Origin of the sequence: Halorubrum miltondacostae (assembly GCF_041379815.1) — an archaeon.
Lineage (GTDB): Archaea > Halobacteriota > Halobacteria > Halobacteriales > Haloferacaceae > Halorubrum > Halorubrum miltondacostae.
Window position 1 is genome coordinate 189,831 of record NZ_JBEDNY010000006.1, and the last position, 18,873, is coordinate 208,703.

At 54.4% G+C, this 18,873-nt stretch carries 15 protein-coding genes and 3 pseudogenes; 8 read left to right on the forward strand and 10 right to left on the reverse strand.

Annotated features, from left to right (window positions below):
• Window positions 1-54 precede the first annotated feature (54 nt).
• The 4 genes and pseudogenes from ABNG04_RS15405 to ABNG04_RS15420 all read left to right on the forward strand — a co-directional run.
• Window positions 55-252, forward strand: a pseudogene (locus ABNG04_RS15405) (NAD-binding protein); the annotation flags it as partial.
• A gap of 80 nt (window positions 253-332) precedes the next feature.
• Window positions 333-674 carry a potassium channel family protein gene (locus ABNG04_RS15410; protein ID WP_371163265.1) on the forward strand — a complete coding sequence of 114 codons (342 nt, stop codon included), beginning with the start codon at window positions 333-335 and terminating at the stop codon, window positions 672-674.
• Between the two features lie 408 nt (window positions 675-1,082).
• Window positions 1,083-1,832, forward strand: a complete 750-nt coding sequence (locus ABNG04_RS15415; RefSeq protein WP_371163266.1) for a hypothetical protein — start codon at window positions 1,083-1,085, stop codon at window positions 1,830-1,832.
• Between the two features lie 252 nt (window positions 1,833-2,084).
• Window positions 2,085-2,942 carry a CPBP family intramembrane glutamic endopeptidase gene (locus tag ABNG04_RS15420; protein ID WP_371163267.1) on the forward strand — a complete coding sequence of 286 codons (858 nt, stop codon included), beginning with the start codon at window positions 2,085-2,087 and terminating at the stop codon, window positions 2,940-2,942.
• Between the two features lie 779 nt (window positions 2,943-3,721).
• On the opposite strand, the gene ABNG04_RS15425 is transcribed toward ABNG04_RS15420, so the two are convergent.
• The gene (locus tag ABNG04_RS15425; RefSeq protein WP_371163268.1) at window positions 3,722-4,423 is read right to left on the reverse strand and encodes a hypothetical protein; all 702 of its coding nucleotides are present in this window, start codon (window positions 4,421-4,423) and stop codon (window positions 3,722-3,724) included.
• 226 nt (window positions 4,424-4,649) lie between these two features.
• On the opposite strand from ABNG04_RS15425, the gene ABNG04_RS15430 reads away from it, so the two are divergent.
• Window positions 4,650-4,814 (forward strand): DUF7987 family protein, encoded by a 165-nt coding sequence (locus tag ABNG04_RS15430; protein ID WP_371163269.1) that lies wholly within the window; start codon window positions 4,650-4,652, stop codon window positions 4,812-4,814.
• A gap of 197 nt (window positions 4,815-5,011) precedes the next feature.
• Complete coding sequence (locus ABNG04_RS15435) at window positions 5,012-5,455, forward strand: DUF3592 domain-containing protein (RefSeq protein ID WP_371163270.1); 444 nt, start codon at window positions 5,012-5,014, stop codon at window positions 5,453-5,455.
• A 1,204-nt stretch (window positions 5,456-6,659) separates the two neighbouring features.
• Here the strand turns inward: ABNG04_RS15435 and ABNG04_RS15440 are convergent.
• The 3 genes and pseudogenes from ABNG04_RS15440 to ABNG04_RS15450 all read right to left on the reverse strand — a co-directional run.
• Window positions 6,660-7,253: pseudogene (locus ABNG04_RS15440) on the reverse strand (zinc ribbon domain-containing protein); the annotation flags it as partial.
• Window positions 7,254-7,496: 243 nt separating this feature from the next.
• Window positions 7,497-8,546, reverse strand: a complete 1,050-nt coding sequence (locus ABNG04_RS15445) for an RNA-guided endonuclease TnpB family protein (RefSeq protein WP_371163271.1) — start codon at window positions 8,544-8,546, stop codon at window positions 7,497-7,499.
• Between the two features lie 129 nt (window positions 8,547-8,675).
• Window positions 8,676-9,398, reverse strand: a pseudogene (locus ABNG04_RS15450) (transposase); the annotation flags it as partial.
• Between the two features lie 38 nt (window positions 9,399-9,436).
• Between ABNG04_RS15450 and ABNG04_RS15455 the strand changes: the two are divergent.
• Window positions 9,437-9,580 (forward strand): hypothetical protein, encoded by a 144-nt coding sequence (locus tag ABNG04_RS15455; RefSeq protein WP_371163272.1) that lies wholly within the window; start codon window positions 9,437-9,439, stop codon window positions 9,578-9,580.
• A gap of 678 nt (window positions 9,581-10,258) precedes the next feature.
• Here ABNG04_RS15455 and ABNG04_RS15460 read toward each other — a convergent pair.
• The 6 genes from ABNG04_RS15460 to ABNG04_RS15485 all read right to left on the reverse strand — a co-directional run bounded on the left by ABNG04_RS15460 (window position 10,259) and on the right by ABNG04_RS15485 (window position 18,203).
• A complete protein-coding gene (locus ABNG04_RS15460; RefSeq protein ID WP_371163273.1) occupies window positions 10,259-11,500 on the reverse strand; it encodes a chemotaxis protein CheC in 1,242 nt (413 codons plus the stop codon).
• A gap of 121 nt (window positions 11,501-11,621) precedes the next feature.
• A complete protein-coding gene (locus tag ABNG04_RS15465) occupies window positions 11,622-11,969 on the reverse strand; it encodes a hypothetical protein (RefSeq protein ID WP_371163274.1) in 348 nt (115 codons plus the stop codon).
• Between the two features lie 1,623 nt (window positions 11,970-13,592).
• The gene (locus ABNG04_RS15470; protein WP_371163275.1) at window positions 13,593-17,153 is read right to left on the reverse strand and encodes an ATP-binding protein; all 3,561 of its coding nucleotides are present in this window, start codon (window positions 17,151-17,153) and stop codon (window positions 13,593-13,595) included.
• Window positions 17,154-17,688: 535 nt separating this feature from the next.
• Window positions 17,689-17,823: a hypothetical protein gene (locus ABNG04_RS15475; RefSeq protein WP_371163287.1), complete on the reverse strand. Its 135-nt coding sequence runs from the start codon at window positions 17,821-17,823 to the stop codon at window positions 17,689-17,691.
• Window positions 17,824-17,893: 70 nt separating this feature from the next.
• Window positions 17,894-18,040 (reverse strand): hypothetical protein, encoded by a 147-nt coding sequence (locus ABNG04_RS15480; RefSeq protein ID WP_371163103.1) that lies wholly within the window; start codon window positions 18,038-18,040, stop codon window positions 17,894-17,896.
• A 22-nt stretch (window positions 18,041-18,062) separates the two neighbouring features.
• A complete protein-coding gene (locus tag ABNG04_RS15485; RefSeq protein ID WP_371163276.1) occupies window positions 18,063-18,203 on the reverse strand; it encodes a hypothetical protein in 141 nt (46 codons plus the stop codon).
• A gap of 207 nt (window positions 18,204-18,410) precedes the next feature.
• On the opposite strand from ABNG04_RS15485, the gene ABNG04_RS15490 reads away from it, so the two are divergent.
• Window positions 18,411-18,873: methyl-accepting chemotaxis protein (locus ABNG04_RS15490; protein ID WP_371163277.1), on the forward strand; the 463-nt coding region annotated here is incomplete at its 3' end.

Genomic DNA, 18,873 nt, shown 5'->3' on the forward strand with positions numbered 1-18,873 from the left:
GACACGGGACGTCGTCATCGCCGGTGGAGCCCCGTTGACTCCCAGACGGTCGAACTGTTCGCCGATAAGGACGAAAACGTGCCCATCATCGAACAGGACGAAGGCCGCGTCGGGGAGATTGCGGATGCCTGGATTCTGACAGTCATCTGGGGAGACGCTACCGATCCAGGCATCCTCGAACAACCCGGTATCGTCGATGCGGATACCGTGGCCGGTTCAACAGAACTGACAGGACCGATCCTCGCAGTCTGTCTGCTCGCCGACAACTCGCGGGTGAAGTTCGAACGGTCGCCCGTGTTTATTTCGGGCTGTACAGGGCGTACGACCAGTTCGTGGATACCGTCGTCTACCCCGAACGGGCGGGCGCGCGAGTCGCGGCCAACAGGGTCGCCAGAAAGGAGGTCGAGACTCTGGCAGCCGTCGCTGGAGGTATCGAAGTTCCGGAGATCACCGTCGCCGAGGGCGCACCTACGGCCGGGCGAACGCTCACGGATATCGCTTTCTCGGAAGGAACGTCGGTCATCACTGACGAGGATGGTAATACTCTCCGAGCCGGTTGCGGTCAATACGAGGGACTTACGAATCGCTCAGTACAGGTGACTAATTTTTTGGCTACTTTTCGGCGTACAGGAGGGTTCGTCGGCAGTTGGGGCAAACGTAAGGAACTGGCGTGAGGATTTCGTCCGCTCGCATACTGCTAAGAAACCCGTCGTCTGACGCTTCTGAAACGATAGAGAACGTCCCCATAACGTCGGTTCCTTGTAACTCCATCTGCTCTAAGGATTCCTCGCAGTCCGGACAGATTTTCTCAGAGGGCATGTGTACAGGACGCCCACTACTCTCAAAAACTATTTTGATTTGTACTCTCCGCCGGCTTCGGCTGGACTCGTTATCTTGCTGTTCAATACGCAGGAACGTTTTATCGGATAGTTCAGGAGCTATTTGGAGAAAATAACAAAGTACGAGTGCTGACTAAATCCTCTGTATCTCGCACACCAACCCTATCAGCTCCTTGGGATTTCAACAGAGTCAATGAAGTTGTAACCAATTATGTGCTTCACATTAGTGATTTCCACTCAAGCATGACCGGAATCGCGATCCTCCCTGCTGGTCGCGACGACGCGTTTGAGCAATACAAACAGCTCATCCGAGATAGGCACCCAATTGAGGATATTGGGTCCTACCTCAATGACGAGGATCTCGAACTGTTTCGGACGACATCTGACGACGATCTCGTCCACGTCTGGGGGACCTCAGTAGATGGGGTGTGGCGGAACATCGAACGCAACGACATCGCGCTCGTCTACCACGATGGCGCGTTCGTCGCGAGGGGGCAAGTTCTCCAACTCCGACACGACCCCGACCTTGCGGAGTATCTCTGGAGAAAGAACGTTGAGCACGGTCGCTGGAACGAGGAAATCCCGTGGGAGTACATGGCCTTCCTCACCGATATTGAGGAAGTCAACGTCGACATTGAGGAATTCACCGAACTCGTTGGCTATGACAAGACCTACCGCCAACAGGGATTCACCCGAGTCGCTGACAAGCGCCTCAACCAACTCTCTGGCGAGGAGTCAGTCAAGACTGTCATTGCCGACCTAACCGATGCCGGCGAACATATTCACCCCGTCGGTGATGAAGATGACGGACCAACTCCCGATCTCGCCGACCAGCTCCAGGCAGCCAGCACAGATGGGAACGCCCACGAGGAGTTTGAGAAACTCGTTGCCAAGGTCTTTTCTGGGCTGTGTTGTGCCGCCGACTGGATCAAAAGAGAAGCCTACCCTTCACCTTCTCAACCCGAGGCTGGTGGGCGTCCCGGTCTTCGGTAGTCTAGCGGAACACCTTAACGACGATACAGAAATTCACCTTCGTGGCCAGTCTGTATTATTAGATCCGAGGTGACAGGGCTGCTCTGTATAGTTACCGTCGCCGTTCAATAAGATGTAATTCGTTCAATATAGTATGCTCACAGCCGTAGAGCATCCCTGGTTGAAACACGTAGTCGAACGCCTAGACAGTACTGAAGACGCGATAGCCCAACTCGGCGCTCTCTTTGGGTCACGCCACGCAGGAGGGTCCAGATGAGCCGTGTTATCGCTGTTAAGAAGCGCGCGTCCAACAGTCCTATCAAGACTTTCCTGGCTGTGCTCGTACTCTACTCTGGGCTCATTGCCGCGGGGCTCTACGCAGTTTTTGGGTCCGAGTATCCCGGTACATCGGCGCTGCCCTATGCGTGGGCCCCGATGGTCAGCGCAGGGGTGACAGTCTGGTTGTGTGACGAAAGCGTGCGAGACTGGCTTGGCCAGCTTCGTAACCTGCGAGCTGGGCTCCACTGGTATCTCGTCGGTGTGGGAATCATGATGATCGGAACAGAATTCGAGAACATCGTCGCGGTGCTTCTCGGTGGCGACATCGTTGTCCCGGCATATCCACCCATGACCTATATCATTCCGTTCGCTCTCACGCTCTTCTTGGGCGGGGCACTGGAGGAGTTAGGCTGGCGTGGCTTCCTCCAGCCTCGTCTTCAGCAGCGATTCAGTGCGCTCCACGCGAGTGTGGGAATCGGCGTCGTTTGGGGGCTTTGGCACGTCCCGATGATACTTGGTGGAGCCGGTGATTTCACCGTCTTTTCGGAGTATATGTTGATTATAATAGCTCAGTCAGTCATTTTCGGCTGGCTTTATAATAACACGAAGGGAGCGTTGCCGGTCGTGATGATTACGCACGCATCTCACAACATGGCCCCCATTGGAGATGTCACTGGAGGCGTCCCTGCCGCGTTTGACATCCTGTCGGGAGACGCTGTATTCTATGTGCTCTGTGCGTCACTTATCGTGCTGTATACAGGGTCACAGACGTTGACACGGGATGGAACTCTGCCCGCGATACCTGGCCAACTCAGTGAGCATCTCCCCCAGCGTGGACCTCACGCTGATTGAAAACGAACAGAGAAGTTAAGCTGCCAGTGTATCGCCGTCGGCGTGTTCCGCTAGAATACCGAAGACCGGTAGTTTCGCCCTGTGTAGAAACGCGGAAAGGGGTCGTTGAGTTGTACCCAGCAGTGAATTGAGTACGCCAACTGGGGCCCAGATCGCTGGACTGCGGCAGGTATTCAAAATGTCAAATCGTCTTTCCGCAGTTTTACGCAAGAGCGGTGCGTCCTAACCAACGACGCACCAATCTTCGGGGGCTCGTTGGTTAATCACTAATGATCACTAATTCTCTACGCAAGTGCGCTGTGTCAGCGGAGTGCCTACGCTAATCAGACAGGCCCAACTCAGACGGACGGTAACTACTGATACCCCCCGGCAGAGTGAATAGAGTGATTCAACGAATTATGTGCGGTCAGTAGCACCGGCGACCTACAGTCACCACCCCGGTGGGAGAACACCCGCTACCGTGGCTTGGTCGACTGCGATAGCTCGGCATTGATGATCTCATCGCGCACAATTATGATTGTTGATCTGTGACTGATAGCTTAGGAGGCGCAGCTGGGTACAACGCACGAATGTAGTACGAACCAAGGACAACCTACGGGAGAGTGATCGCTCAGTACAGGGAACTGACGTACCGCTTAGTCGGTTGATCTATTCAGTATCTATCAAGAACGCTTTGCGAGATACAGAGAATGCATGTAGCGCAAGAGTCGGATTATTGCTGCTAGGACCTGAACTCTCCAGTAGAGTATATTTGTAAGTAGATTAAGAAGAGTAGAAGCTCAGCCACCTGAACTTGCCGTGTCTGCGAATATGCTAACTATTCCATCCAGTTGACTGGGTATCGGCTCATCGTCAATAGTGCCTTCGCGCGTGTCAACGACCGCGCCGATATGAAGACTTTCTCCGGGGTCGATTGTTCGATCTTCCTTCTCGTCAACTTCGTCGTCTATCCGGCCATCGACGAGCGTACTTCCAGTAAATCCGGTCGAAACCAAATCAGGCCGAACCTCTTCCAGCGACTTATCCATATCACTCGGGAGTGGACTTGCCCAGATGACGGTGACGGCACTTTCGTCATTGCTGACAGCGTAGCCCCATCCTCCGGGCGGATCGCCGTAGTCGTCCTCGTCAATTGCGTATTGATTATTGAATCCGACCGCGACGCTCTGTGTCCCGTTGTTTGTCACCTCAAGTAGACGATCAAGCGCTGTGACCGCATTTTGATTAACGCCTTCGCCAGGTGCGTCTGTTCCTTCACCAGTAATATCAATCTCAACGGTACCATCCGTGGGCGCAGTCACATAGTCGGCGTTCGCACTGTCGGGAAACGGAGTGATACCGAGAAACGCATCGGCATCGCCGGCGGTCTCAACAGCAACCGTCCGTTCGGCTTCAACTGTAGTGAACGCTCCCGTTCCAAGAAGCGCACCGCCCCCGGCTACTATTCCCGCCAAGCCAGCAAGGACGGCTCGTCGGTTCATACCCGTCCCTACGATTACTGAGTACTTTGTATTGGGGTGATTTCAATCCTCTTGGAGGGTTGGATTTTGTTTCAAGCGACCCTTTCGTCCTCGTCGAGAGTGACGAATACACGACGTGAATCTCACACAGAATCATTCCGGATTTGACATATGCTGTGACAATCAACGCCGTAGACCAACGTACATCTACAAATAGATATTTTACAGACAATCGCTAATTCATAGTATGGTCTCGCACGAAAATGAGGTGATGATTTTGCTTGGAGTAACTGCTGTTATTCTTCTCGCTTCGATAAATAGCTTCACCAACTTGCCGACATGGATAAGTATTCTAGTTGTAATAGTTGTTGGTGTGCTTGTCCCCCAGTTCATTAGTCGCAGAAACAAGTGATTGGGATTTTGGAGGCGCTGCTGAATACAGACAAATAATATAACAGCTAATACGGCTTCGTTGAAATCCTTAGGAAATGATACATTTTGACTGGATGTGGCTGGTACAGAGGACTGACAAATCGCTCAGTACTGCCTGGTGTTGCGCAGTGAGAAATACGTCGAAATTAATATTCAATACTCTAAACAATGGTCAATATGTCGAAGCTGTCTCTAATAAGTATAGTACTGGGGATTGTGCTGGTTGGAGTTGCTGGATACATGGCATACTCTCAGCAGCAGAGTCTCTTGTCTGGAGTACAGATTGAAGCCACGGTAGAGAGCAAGGAAGTCACCATGGATTCCTCAAAAGGGGGGGACAGGTACACCCCCCGCGTCACTTACAGCTACACGTACAACGGGACCCAATACACTTCCGACAACATCAGCCCGGGAATAGGAACAAAAGCGTCCGACACAAGGACTGCTGCGGAAGACAGAATTGACCAGTACAATGTCGGGGAGACAACCACGGCCTATGTCGTACAAGGCTCGCCCTCGAAATCGTATCTTAAGAAAGAGAGTAGCCCTCTACCACTTATATTCGGCATCTTAGGCTTATTCCTGATTGGAAGACCAGTCTACAAATCCATCGCTTCTTAATTTCGAACCGCTCTGTTAGGGTGATGTCCTTCCGCTTGGTTGCTGAATCACTACTTCATATTCTGGCTCCAAGTCTCGCACGTGATTCGTAACAATATTTTGGTATTTTTGAGTGTCGGGCTAGTATGTGGGTATCCTGTCTTGAGCGATCGGTGTTGGGTGTGGGAAGTCTTCTATGACTCCCTCAGCCATGTAGAGGTATCCGACCAACTCCAGCGCCACCCCCCTCGCGATGTTAGGTAACTATTCGCCGATTCCTGTCTCAGTCCGGCCTGCGGGCGTTATCGTCCGTAAACGTGTCACAAGTAAGGCAATACTCGCGCTCCTCCTTCAGATCCGAAGGTTCGATGATTGCTAGCCTGTGTTCCGTCTCGTCGCCGCATGTGGGGCAGGTTGCGTCAGTCATTACTGATCTTTTGTTACGTGGGCGATAGCTAAATATTCCACGCAGGAGTGTATAGTGACCGTCCAAGAACGGAGTCATGGCTCTACCGCGATCTTATAAATGAGTTTGAGACGAAGCGGCGTGAGAGCGATTCAAACCCCCTTCTATAACGTTATAACCCGGTAGCATCAAAAGACGGTAACACGGTGGTATGAATACACGAAACCACCGGGCAAAGAGCGCGAGCGGTCGACGTCGCGGAACCGCCCGACAGAACATTTCCGGAGCGCCCAATTCAGTCGCGCGCGACCCCCCGGGTTGAGGGGCACTCAAAAGAACGCACGGAGATTCACAGCGTACCCCCACCCGAAGACCATCGGCGTCAACAGACGGTCGTCAGCAGGGTTCCAGAACCGAGCTTTGACTCTGCTGAGAGTTGGCCGTCGGAAGTCGTACGGCATCCCAAAGAATTGCCCCTGTGGAGCGGGCACAGTCGTATCTTGATTCATACACAGATATTGTGGCTGATGATTAAAGGTGGTCTCGCTGTGTTTCTCCCAGTGAAAAATTGATTCCCTCCGTCGCTCGTAACCGACGCAGATCCGGACGACGCCGAGCGCGTCGTCGGCAAGATCGTCGACACCTGGCGGGAGCTCGTCGAACCGGATCGAAAGCGCGGGCTCGTCGTCGTCACAGTACGTCGCGGTCGCGTCAGGTGGGTTCCGACGCTGTCGTCGACGTGCGGGTAGGTAGCCATGTAGCAGGGTTTGACATCCTCCCACGGCTGAAGCCGTGGGATTCCTCCGGTGGGGATGTTGGCTATCCACTCACGGAGGCAAGTTTCCCCTTGCGGGTACTCCGGTTTGTGCGCTCCTCGTTGGGACTTGCCCTCTCGGGAGAGTGTGGTAGCTCCGACCAACGGTGGTCGTCCCACTTGAGGCGCACGGGCCGTGCCATCGACCCTGCTTCAAGTTCGGTGCCAGCCTGTCGTTCGAGGAACGTCCGCGACGCACCGAGGTCGGCGTGACCCTCGTAGCCACACGAACACCGGAACACGTCGCCGTCCCGCTCTGTATCGTCTCGCTCGCCACACACCGGGCACTCCGCCGTCGTGTACGCTTCTGACTCAGCTTCGACCGTAATTCCGTATTCCTCGGCGGTCGTGGCGAGTCGGTCGATGAACGAGCGATACGCCCAGAACTGGTGCGTCTTCTCGTTCACTCGCGCCGACCAGTGTTCCGACAGCACGTCGGTGAGGTCGCCTACGTACACCGTCGTCACGCCCTCATCGAACAGTCGTTCCACCAAGTCGCGCACGAGTGCCTCCTGTGCGTGGTCGCGTTGTCGTGTTCGCTTGCGGTAGAGGCGTCGAATCCGTCGGCTGCTGTACCGTCCCTCGCGGAGTTTCGCCTTTGACATCCTCCCGCGCCTAAAGACGCGGGAATCCACAAAGTGGATATTCAGGTTGCGCGTTTCCTCGGGGTTCAAGTACGCTTTCGCGTGACCCGTCAAAGGTTGCCACCGAATTGTGACCGACGGTGTGCTTTCCAGCGCGTGTAGCCCTGTCAATGGGGCCTTCCTCCCCGCATACAGCGGGCGTCAACGACGGCTGGCTATTCACCCAGCGAGGTAGCACGGTTCGCGTCAGCTGAACTGTTACGCCGTACATGGTTCTCCCTCCCGCTGTGCGATATTCTCTGAAGCGTTCAGGTCAGCGTGCCGTCCACGCCCACACTCCGAACACGAAAACTGATCGCCATCACGGGTTCCCATCGAGCCGCACGCCGAACAGCGTTGACTGGTATGGTAAGCATCGACCCTTTCGACGCGAATACCAGCGCGTTCGGCTTTGTATGTGATGAACTGTTGGAGTTGGTGGAAATGCCACGAGTGGACACCTGACCACGAGCTGTTCTCACGGATACCTTCGAGATCCTCCATCCGAATGACGGGGTTCTCAAACTGTTCCGCGAACGTGATGAGACGACGGGAGAGTTTGTGATTCAAGTCTTTGATCCGACGCTGTTCTTTGTCACCCACACGGTTGCGTGCGCGAAGCGCACCCGCTTCCTGTAGCGAATCGCGTAGGGAACGATATTTGCGCCGGACGTATTTCGCCTCACCACCAGACACCAGCATAGATTCGCCTTCGCCGTAAGCAGTCGCGGCGAGGACGTGCCGTTCGCCAATATCGACACCGACAGGCGTTTCACCCGATGTGTCGGCGTCGTACTCGATATTGAATGTACAGAACCAATCGTCTCCGCGCCGATAGACCTGTAGCCGGGTCTTGTCGGCGTCACCTCCGAGAAGTCGATCTACGGAGTCGGCAATGTCCTCGTACACCTCTATCGGGGTATACCACCACTGAGAGACGCAGGGGAATCCGACAACGACCGTGTCGTTCTCGGTCGTGTCGATCTCCCAGTTTTGGTTGTTGACGGCGAACGGCTGACTCTCTCGATAACGAACCTTTCCGTCCTTGCTGTGGTCAGACTTCGCCTCTCGAATGGCTTGGTTCTGGATGGCCGAGTAGAGCTCGTTGTCGATGCTGGCTGTGGTCACGGACTTGCCGAAGTCGCCGTTCTCCCATCCGTCGATACAAAACCGCTTGGTGTCACGGTAGAGCTGAGAGGCGCGTTGCCACTCCTTGCGCCGTGAGAGGGATGGATTGTGGAACTTCGCGGTGACAGTTACCGTGACCATTACACCTGTAAATAGGTACGATATCGTAAATATTTGTTGGAATATCGGGCCGTGCTATCGTCAGTGATTTCTACTATGCTTTGTCGAATTCATCCTGACCCTGAAGGGTCAGGCATTCTCCTTGAATCTCTGTAAACGGGCGATTTCTCCGGTAGTTTCGCGGAAGCGAACGAACAGGTCGCGGCCTTCGTAGAGGTACTGCTGACCGGTGGTTGTGGTACAGGCGACGAGGTTGTTCGCGCCCACGTCTAAGGCAGCCGATTCCTCGGCTCGTGGTGAATCCCGTCGAGAATCAGGCACGGTGACGGGTTGAATGGCCCTGAACGTGTCGTCCACCTCGTCGTAGTACAGTTCCAACCGGCCCTGTTCGCCCTCCCACTTCGGGTCGCCAGCGACTTCGAGGCGCAACCGGTCGTGGTAGCCAAGCCCGTACTCGTCTTTCAACTCTTGGCCCACGGGAATTTCGAGTCGACTCCGCTCGCCGGTTTCGAGGGTGTACTGGTCGTTGCGGACGTACGTCCGCAATTCCCTGCCGTCGTCCTCGTTTCCCCAGTAACCCGGTGGAGCGGTGTCCTCGCCATCCTCACGGGCGGCGAAGAACGAGCGCCACGCCTCTGAGTTCTTGCGGATGACCTGCTGGGAGGTGGCGGAGCCAAGGACGCCGACGTACTGTTTCCGGTAGTCGGCGGTATCCCAGACGGATTCGCCGTCGAAGAAGTTCTGGCGACGTTCGTAGGTGAGTTCGTTCCAGAGACTGGCGGAGGCGTCCAACAGCTCACGGAGCAGTCGCTCGTCATCCGTGGTGAGCGGTCTGACCGCGAACGTGTTGGTTCGCCTCACGACAGCAGACATTTGTTAGTGTACGTCTAAATGTCTTTTGGACACAGAAGATGCGACCGAACATCGACATTTCGCACACACTGAACGGGCGCGTGAAAGACTACGCCGAACAGCAGGACGTGAGCCTCGAAGAAGCCTATCGGGAGATTATCCAAGCGGGATTGGAAGCGGTGGAACATCCAGACGAGTCGTAGCGCGTGGATTGCCGGGCTATGCTGTCGCTCACACCCACCCCTAAAGGGGTGGGCTTCCGCTCGCTACGTGTCATAGAAGAGTAGCCACGATGTTTATTTCGTTGATTTACAGCTAAATCACCTGAGAGAGCGCGCTCGCTTAGCTACTGACCGGTTTCCAAGGCGGCGGGACTGTTCCAATGGCAGTCAAGATGACAGGAGGGAACCAGTAGAATGCGACGAACTCGATCGTAAGTTGATTCTGAGCGTACAGAAACCCGGTGAGGATTACGAATGGGAGAAAGAAAACGGCCCAAACGCCTGCCGCTCGTTGTGAGTCTTTATTCATCGTTCACTTCCCTGATTATCGTCTCCTCAGTATGTAGTTTGTGCCCCCTGTACTGAACGATTCGACTCGTGTGTCTTGACCAATACGCGCCGTGTATTCAGCACGCTCCTCTGAAAATCAACGAGATCTGACAGGGTCTACAGTAGCACATACGCACCTTTCAGCGACCGGCTGTTTCAGATGAAAAAGTATCTGAAGAATCGGATTTCAACAGAGCCGAAGATACATCTTCTCTGTGGAAACGCAAAATTGGAGACCTAAGACCGCTTATGGAGTACTCTGTCTGTACGATCTTGGAGTAGTTTGTAAGTGATAGACATCCAGCAGCCAGTTCAAAACATTCGCCACAGCTACTCCGTGCGGTTGTCGAATAATGACTGAGGATCAGCTTTCATTTTGGCCTCAACATCGGCAGACAGTTCGCTAATCGATAGTTCATTGAGTGCCTGTTTGAGCTCCTCAGCCCTCGGGAGCGCGAGAATCTGACATTTCACGGGTTCCGATGTCGTTTGAATAAGTGTATCGAATCCAAACACATACTCTTGTGTTGTCGCAAGATCAAGCATTATTGGGTCAACAATAGCCGACGCAAAATCGTGAACGAATTCCGGAGGAGTGTGCTGGTTCGATGTACCAAGCACATTGGCCCAGCCGTCAACAAAGCCACTGATCATGATATTCCCGATCTCCTCAATTGCGCTTTTGTGTAGCTCTTCAAATCCATTGGTAACCTCGCCGGTACCCATCGCCTCCGCGATTGTTTCACCAGAGGCTTCATCGAAGAGGATGAGGATATATCCGGTTGGTAAGCCAGTTAGTTCGGCAACCACACCAACGTGTTGTTCATCACCAAGTCGCGGCCCGATCTGTTCAACGGGGAGAAAACTCATGCGGCTAATCGTGACCGTTGTCTCGATACCAGTCATCGTCGTAATATTGTCGCCGGCGGTGTTACCACCTTTCGCAGCCATTTGGCTGAATGCTTGGAGTTTGTCGAGCGGGATTGGGATCGACTCACTGGAGAGTTGATTATCGAGAAGACGCTTGAACGACGCTTCCTGAAGGAAAATATACGCTGTCGTCTCAACGACCGCGTTTGCCGTCTCAAACGTACTATTTATCGTCAACACCTGGTTTGAGGTCTCATTGAGCGGTAACGACTCCGGGATAACATCTGTTCCATCCCCAGTGAGGTACGTTGGTGGACGCTGATCGATAGACTGGTTGAGGTAGTCTGCCCAACCGTCGATGAATCCACTTAGCATGATGTTTCCGACTTCGGTGAGTCGGGGTTCAAGACCGATCTCTCCATTGTTGTCGCCAGGGAGACTCTTCGCGAGAGTCTTTGCGCCTGTCATATTGAAAATAAGTAGTGCTGTCCCAGCAATCCCGCCAGAGAAGTCACTGGAAATACCAACAAGTTCCTGATTATGGAGATCCGCAACGATATCTCGGCGTCGAAGGAGGTCAATACTCGTCGCTTCAACTGTCGGCTGGACAGCAGTCAGCTGGCCAAGTGACTGCGCAGCCTGTTTCGACCCATCATGAGCAAGTTGATTAAACTGCCCAAGCGCATCAACCTCAATTTTCATATATGTGTATTAGTGGCGAGTATCCTGTTAACACTTGTTCCACGCAACGCTGAAGCCTGATATCAGTCTCTTCGCTGATCGAGGTAATTGTAGTAGAGATATTAGTACTGCCGGTCAGCAGTTAGTCGTCGTCGTTCTCGTGGTACCACCCATCGCCGCCGAAGTAGGGGTGTGGCGTGACGAGGTCGACGCCGGTCGTCCCCTCGGGCAGTGGCATGTTGCCGACTTCTTCACTGCGCTCTCTGACTTCGTCACGGAACACACCGTCAGGGTTGATTCCGAGATCGACAAGCAGGCGCTCCATCTTGATGTCGAGTTGCTCCATCCGGATCCGCTGGTGGCGATTGTTCACTCCCTCTCGCAGTAGCAATTCAAGCACTCGGCTCCTCGGGATATCGTGATGGTCTGCCACTTCGTCAATAAGCTCCGCCAGTTCGTCAGCTATGTAGCCGGAGATCTTTGTCGGCATCGTATTTTGGCGTTCACTGGGTCCCCTCTTAAGTCGTCCCCTCAGATTATTGATTATTGTTATTTTGTCACCCCCGTGGGCTCTTCACCAGCACCTCACATTCAATTTCGTCCCGTTGTGTCTTTCTGGCAGCAGCCGGGGGAAGCTTCCTCGCTTTCACCACCCACCCCATCATCCCCTCTCTAGGGTTCTAGCCACGCCCCACGATCGCTGGCAACAGTTTTGTCTGGTATCCGCTGTTGTCAACGTCGCCGAGCTGGTCGTCCCAGTACTGTTGGTTGGTGTCGTCGTGTACCCCCACTTGTTTACGAGTCTACCCGTTCGGCGTCCTCCCTGTTCGGTCGGTTGCGCCAGCCGATATCTGTCGTTGTGCTTTCCTCCGTTGGTGCCTGCTTCTCTGTCTGTCCTGTCTCGGGGATCGCTGAATGGCCTATCTGAGCCCCGTTCACCCTCACTTCAGATTCAGTCTCTGATTTCTGATATATGCTGAGAGACTTTTTTCCCCATCTCTGATTTCTTCTCTCTCACCCCGGCCCCGTCCTGATCCATCGCTACGCGGTCGACCTTTGAGTCGGTTTGCCCCCTAAGCCCCTAACACTGTAATTTCTCGAACCTACGCAGACTGATCGAGAGATATACTAGAGCATCTATAAAGCCCTCTCAGGCCGTCAGAACCCACGCAGCGATATTATGGGGGAGGGTTTGTTCATGAAGAGCACCCCAAAACCCCACCCCGTCATGTCATTACTGGTTTTGTCATCTAAACTACTACTTTCATTACAAAATACTGCTATGGCCGTCACGTCCTGTCATTATCACCCAATTTCTGTAGTCTAGTTGACCTCATGACGGAGTCGCCGTAATCGACCCCCGTACAGTCATTACGGGATTAATGAAGAAATGGCCTCATGCCGCCCACGTCATGTTATTATAGCCAAACCCCTGCTCCACCAAGCGCTACATGATTTCCGATCTAGCCGTTATTACTACACCCTTCTATCTCTACTCCGTCGTGTCATTACAAGCGTTATGAAATACCACCCCAAACCGGCTGCCGTAGTGTAATTACACGTCAGTCCAAACTGCGACTCTCGACTCCCGCTACACAAACTAGTTTATGAACAACCCCCAGAAATCGCTTTACGTACTGTCATTACAGAATTAATGACTGAGGCCCCCTAACCGGCTCACGTCTAGTCATTAACACGCTACACTTATGCGATTTTGTCGCATTTATTATAGTTATAGCAGTATACTACAGGCTTGAAACAGAATCAACGCTCCACGTTTGTCTGGAATCTCGCGAACGGATGCGTGGTGAAGATGGTACAAGCGCAGGTATAGCTAAGCCCGAGAAATGGTCGATTCAGACCTTGGCAGATGGTCAAGCACTCCCTGTACCGGACGCTCTTTGCTACTAGTTGGACTGCTATACTGACTACTCTTTGCTGCTAGTTGGACTGCTGTACCGACTACTCTTTAGTTCTAATTTGATCACTGTGTGATGGCTGGTCAGACCGACTCCGTAGTCACATTCTGAAAATGCGGTGGTCACTATCTACAGGGTGCTAGTTGCTGGGTGAGAGATTAGGAAAAAGAATGAATAGCCACTTAGTAGCCGGACTACATATCGTTCAACTCGTCTCGAAGTTTGTTAATGCCGAAGACTTCCTGAATGCCATCCGCATCAAGTATGTCGCTAGTCTTCTTGAAGTTAGTCGTGCTGGTGGCTTCAACATACCCGATCTGGTCAGTCAGTGAGCCAAGCAGTTGACGCATGGCTTCGATGTCTTCGACTACCCAGATCGCATCGCCGTACTCGCCAGCGAGCTTGATCGAGTCGTCGACAACGTGTCGCTTGTGCTCTGGTGTGAGTTCTACTTCGACGATTTTGCGCCGGTCGTCGGGAGACTCTGCTGTCGGTTCGGCCACGAGGTCGAACTTCTTCTCTTGCCCTTCTGGACTGTAGTACATGTGCGTCTCGTAGCCCAACTCATCGTAGTAGGCCTTGATGAGTAGGACGCCGACGCGGTGCTTCGGGCTCTCCCGACCGTACTCTCCGCCGGTCCGCGGGGCGAGCGTCTTGTCGGTGATCACACCCGCCTCGTCTGTCGGCCAGTAGTACGCCTGTCTGTTGCCCAGTTCGAACTTCTCGAGGAAGCCCCACTCCTCTAGGTCCTTCGCCGTCTCGCTGTACGGGAGCTCTTTCATCGTGTCCTTGATGTGGTAGCCGTTCACCCCGTCAGTGAGCGCATCGAAGACCAGTTTGAGGAACATCTTGTGTTCCTCGGAGTAGCCCTCGTTGTCCTCGATGGAGTCCTCGTCGTTGTCTTCGTCGTCATCGTCGTCGCTATCCGAACCGCCAGCGTTGACTCCGCTGTCGATGTCGATCGCGTCGTGATCGCGGCTTACACAGTGCCGTTCTCGGCTCCGCGAGCGGATATTCTCTGCGAGCGAGTTGACGTTGAACGGCCCTGCGTTGTGCCCTGGTGGGATGGGCAGCGGTCGGAGAGTGAGTATCTCAGGCTTCTGTTTGTGGAAGCCCGTCGACGGCAGTTGGACGATCCATTCACCACGCCTGAGGCCGGCGATGCGGTCTTTGATCTCGTCGTTGTCGAGGTCCTCGTGGAACAACGATTCGGCCAAGAGGTCGTCCGTTGCGACGTTGCCGATGATCTTCGTGTTGATGTTGTTGAGGATCTCTTTGTACGCTCGACGGTTGTCGTTCGGATTATCTCCGAGGACCTGCTCTGGATACTGCATGATGAGTCCGAGCGAGAGATTGAACTCTCGCCCCTTCGGGAGCAGCTCGCGGTAGACGATCTCGTTGCGAGCGATGTTGGCCGACTCTTCGATGATGACGTTCGTGATGTACTCGTCGTTGTCCGGCGTCCAGATGGATTGTGCGGCCGTCCACAGGTGCGAGAGGAACAGCACGGTGAACACTTCACTGCTGGCTCCACGGAGACTGCCCGTGTCGATGAGGACGACCTTGTTGGAGTTGAGGATGCTCTTCATGTCGAGCATCGGGATCTCTTTGCTGTACCAGTTGGTGTCGTCGTTCCAGTACTCGTCCTCGACTGTGAACGACAGCATGTCCCAGATGAAGTCGCGCTCCTTCAGCTTCCGGATCCGATTGAGGACCGCGTCCGTGGTGTTCATGAACTGCCGGACGTCCTTCTCAAGGTGCGACTCGAGGATCGATGTGACCTGCGTGTCCGACGTTCGTGGGATTGCCTTGAGTACGTCTTTGTAGTCGTCGTCGACGTTTTCGACTTCCTTACCGTGCTTTTGAAACTCCTGTGCTGCTTCCATGAGTTCGCCGATTGAGAAGTAGTCCTTCCCGTGTTCGCTGTCGAAAAGCGCCTTGATCAGGTTGGTGAGGATCTCGTTCGCGACGAACGCTTGCTCGACAGTCTTCTTTCCGAGGACGAACCTGAGGATCTGGAAGTAGTGGTCGATGATGTCCTGTTTGGCCGTCTCTCTGCTCCGTCCGCCGCCCTTCGTGAGTGGCCGCAGGTCGAAGAACGGCATCCCTGGGACCATCCCGTTCTTCTCTGGAATCTGGATGTATTTGACGTCGTCGAGGTTGCCAAACAGCGTCCGATGACACCGCAGATAGTTCTCACACATCTCCCCATCTTTGGGGTCGATGAGGACTGTTGGGCCTTCGAGATCGTTGTGCGAAGTGAGCATGTCGTTGAGCGTTGCGACCGTTTTCCCGCTCCCAGTGGTCGCCGCCCGGATGTAGTGCTGCGTGAGGTGGTCCGACGACAGTGTGATCGCGTCGCGTGTTTTGAGCTGGTCCCACCACTCATTCTTGCTCTCTATCGTGCTGATTTGCTCTGGTGCTCCACTGTCGTCTCGGAGTGCGGTGACTGCGTGGCCGATAGTCATCCCCTTCGAGAACTCTTTGAATACTTCCTCGTTCGGAGAGGTGAGCGGGGACTGCGCCGTGGGCATCCCGCCGGTCCCTCCACGGCTGGCTTTTGGAAGCGAGTCGATCGATGGGACCGTGATGAAGTTCGAGAGCTCGTCGATGTTACAGACAAGAAGCGGTTTGCGACGTGTCCACGATTCGAGCCCGTTCGGGTACGTGAGCCCGTGGTTGAGCATCCGCTTGTACTCGGCCTCGTTTGTCCCGAGATAGTTGCCCTCGATGGAGTAGAACTTCCCACTAATCTGATTGAGAGAGTCCTGTAGATTGCGGGCAGTGTCCGCACTCGACGCAGCGGCTCGGAGCGAGACGTTGTACGTGTGCGAGGGATCTTTCAGGTCGATCTGTCCCATACGACTGGTTCCCGAGCGGAAGCCACCGGTCTGGGAGTCGTGGATTGAGCCGCCGATCTCGTGGGGCGTGTCACTACGGTGGCGCTCTTTCTTCTCTTCGTCAGAGACGCCGAGAACACCGTCGAGCAGTGTGCGGAGGAAGAGCCCTCCCGTGGTGTGGACGCCCTGTTTGAGGTTTCCTTTCTGTCGCTCGGCTTTTGGAGACCAGTCCGAGCGCGGCTCGAAGACACACTGGAAGATAACCGAGCCGTCGGTCTGGATGATGGTCTCGAGGAGATTCGAAAGTGGGGAGCGTTCGATCGCTTCGTTGTCGTACGACGTGAGCGTCGTCATCCAGTCGCGCCGCTTCTCTTCGACGCCTTCCCACCGGACCATCTCAGGGACTTCGTCGAAGACGTTCGTAATGTCGAATTGCTCTCGGTCGAACTCGAAGTTCTCCGGATATTGCGATCGCGTGGTGCCTTCGAGACGGTCACAAGTGACATCGCCGCGCTCTCCGGGGCCGAAAAAGAACTTGAACTGTGCTTCGTCTTTTGGCTTGTAGATGATGAATTCGAAGTTGGAGACTGGCTGGATGCCGGCGACGTGGAGCTCCATATCAAGCGGGAGTTTCCGCCCGTTTCCGTAGCGGTGAAGCCCGTACAGTTCTCGCTTGACAGTCTCTGAGTTCACCTCCTCGCGGACAGGTGTGATCTGGATGTACTCTTGCTCAGATTCGATTTCGTCGGTGAAACTTTCCGCCCCGCTAATGTCGAGTTGGCTGCTGAGAGAAGAACTAGCCGATGTTTCGTAGTTCGAAGATCTATTCTCCAGTTCGTTTTCGTTAGCACCAGATTTCCCGATAGTATCAGGATTTAAAATGTCGAAGTCGTCATCAGCGACCTCCGGCTTCACATTACCTGTTCTATTAGTTACTGATGTTTCAGTATCTTCATCTGGTGCTACCGATTTGTCGCTGCTAATCGTGTCTTCAAGATCATCAGCAGCACTATATGGGTGTTCCTCAGGGGGCTTAGATGAGCCAGGTGAGTCGTCCGAGCCCGGTGGATTTTTTCTATTGTCTTTGCCTGGGTTGCGCGGCATAAAAAATTCGACACAATCAGATTAAATATGTCTTTTGGGGTGGGGGATCGATTGGTCGGATTTACTTTGATTGAAGTTAAAATAGCGGCCAGCCAACGTGTGAGACGCAGATCAGAGTCACAAAAACGGCTACGTAGGTTGACTCACAATGTACACATCATGAGTACGGACAAGAAGCGTGTCCAGTTTCGGGCTCCCAATCGGCTCATTGACCGAGCCGACGCACTGGCCGCAGTCCTCGGAGAAGATCGAACAGATATGCTTGTAATTCATACCGAAAGTAACCACTTAATTATGTCGTCGGGCTTCCTCCCACGACTGAAGTCGTGGGCTTCCGCCCTCAAAATCACTGTGAACGCTGCTGCCAGTCGGGACAGGTACACGATTCGTCGATGACGTCGACAACGCCGGCGTCCGCCGCAGCCGCAGCGACGTTGTTCCCAGTCCCGCCGCCGATCACGATCACGTCAAACTCTGTCATACGTACTCCCGACAGAACCGGCAGATATGAATCCCCCGCGAGGGTTCGGTTCGGCCGCACGACCGCCGCCTCACTCCGGCTGCCGCGCGTCCTCGTCGACGAACTTTTCGCAGGTGAGACAGTACTCCCGCTCCGCTTTTAGTTCGGACGGCTCGATGATCGCCAGCCGGCTCTCCGTCTCGTCGCCGCAGGTCGGACAGGTAGCGTCTCCGCTCATCGCTCGAATCGTGTGCTCAGACTCACTCCTCGTCCCCAAAGTTCTCCTCGTACGCGTCGGGGTGATTCTCCTTGGCGTGGTCTTTCAGCGCGTCGAGCGTGTCGAACGTCGCGCCGCAGTCACAGGCGTGAACGTCGCCGTCGTCGTGGTTGTGGTCTGACATCGCATCTGATAATGTGCGGACCACGATTAAATAGCCCCCGCGGGAGTGTACGGTAACCGCCTTTGCGGGCGCACACTCATGAGTCGACAATCACGCGGTCCGGATAGCAACGCGGGGTCGGACAGGGCGGCGGATCCGGACGGAAGTACTCCGCTGTCGACGCTCACGGCTGAACACGCGAAACTCCTCTCTGAGATCGGAACAGAATTGAGCGAGTCGAGCGACGCAATCGAGTCGCTCTCTCGCGGTGCCGCGGAGGCGAACAAGTCTAGTTCGGATACGGCCTCGCTAGCCGAAACGGCACGCGGTTCAGCTCGAGAGGCAAATGACGATGTCGACGAAGCAAAAGCCGCGGCCGCTGCGGCCGAACAAAAATTAGAGACGCTTCGTGAGACGGTAACCGAGATCGACGACATCGTCGCAATGTTGAACGAGATTGCCGACCAGACGAACATGCTGGCGTTGAACGCCTCGATCGAAGCCGCCCGTGTGGGTGAGGCGGGGTCCGGTTTTGCCGTCGTCGCCGACGAAGTCAAAGATCTTGCCGAACAGGCACAAGAACGCGCGACAGAGATCGAAGCGACCGTTGAGGAGGTACGATCGACTGCGGACGAGACGATCGATCAGATCGAAACGGTCGACACACGCACAGATACCGCGGCGGCGTCGA

Bases quoted from the DNA above. Each gene is read 5' to 3' on its own strand.
- ABNG04_RS15415 (WP_371163266.1), top strand. From the start codon at position 1,083: ATGACCGGAATCGCGATCCTCCCTGCTGGTCGCGACGACGCGTTTGAG.
- ABNG04_RS15420 (WP_371163267.1), top strand. From the start codon at position 2,085: ATGAGCCGTGTTATCGCTGTTAAGAAGCGCGCGTCCAACAGTCCTATC.
- ABNG04_RS15425 (WP_371163268.1), bottom strand. From the start codon at position 4,423: ATGAACCGACGAGCCGTCCTTGCTGGCTTGGCGGGAATAGTAGCCGGG.
- ABNG04_RS15430 (WP_371163269.1), top strand. From the start codon at position 4,650: ATGGTCTCGCACGAAAATGAGGTGATGATTTTGCTTGGAGTAACTGCT.
- ABNG04_RS15435 (WP_371163270.1), top strand. From the start codon at position 5,012: ATGTCGAAGCTGTCTCTAATAAGTATAGTACTGGGGATTGTGCTGGTT.
- ABNG04_RS15445 (WP_371163271.1), bottom strand. From the start codon at position 8,546: ATGGTCACGGTAACTGTCACCGCGAAGTTCCACAATCCATCCCTCTCA.
- ABNG04_RS15455 (WP_371163272.1), top strand. From the start codon at position 9,437: ATGCGACCGAACATCGACATTTCGCACACACTGAACGGGCGCGTGAAA.
- ABNG04_RS15460 (WP_371163273.1), bottom strand. From the start codon at position 11,500: ATGAAAATTGAGGTTGATGCGCTTGGGCAGTTTAATCAACTTGCTCAT.
- ABNG04_RS15465 (WP_371163274.1), bottom strand. From the start codon at position 11,969: ATGCCGACAAAGATCTCCGGCTACATAGCTGACGAACTGGCGGAGCTT.
- ABNG04_RS15475 (WP_371163287.1), bottom strand. From the start codon at position 17,823: ATGACAGAGTTTGACGTGATCGTGATCGGCGGCGGGACTGGGAACAAC.
- ABNG04_RS15480 (WP_371163103.1), bottom strand. From the start codon at position 18,040: ATGAGCGGAGACGCTACCTGTCCGACCTGCGGCGACGAGACGGAGAGC.
- ABNG04_RS15485 (WP_371163276.1), bottom strand. From the start codon at position 18,203: ATGTCAGACCACAACCACGACGACGGCGACGTTCACGCCTGTGACTGC.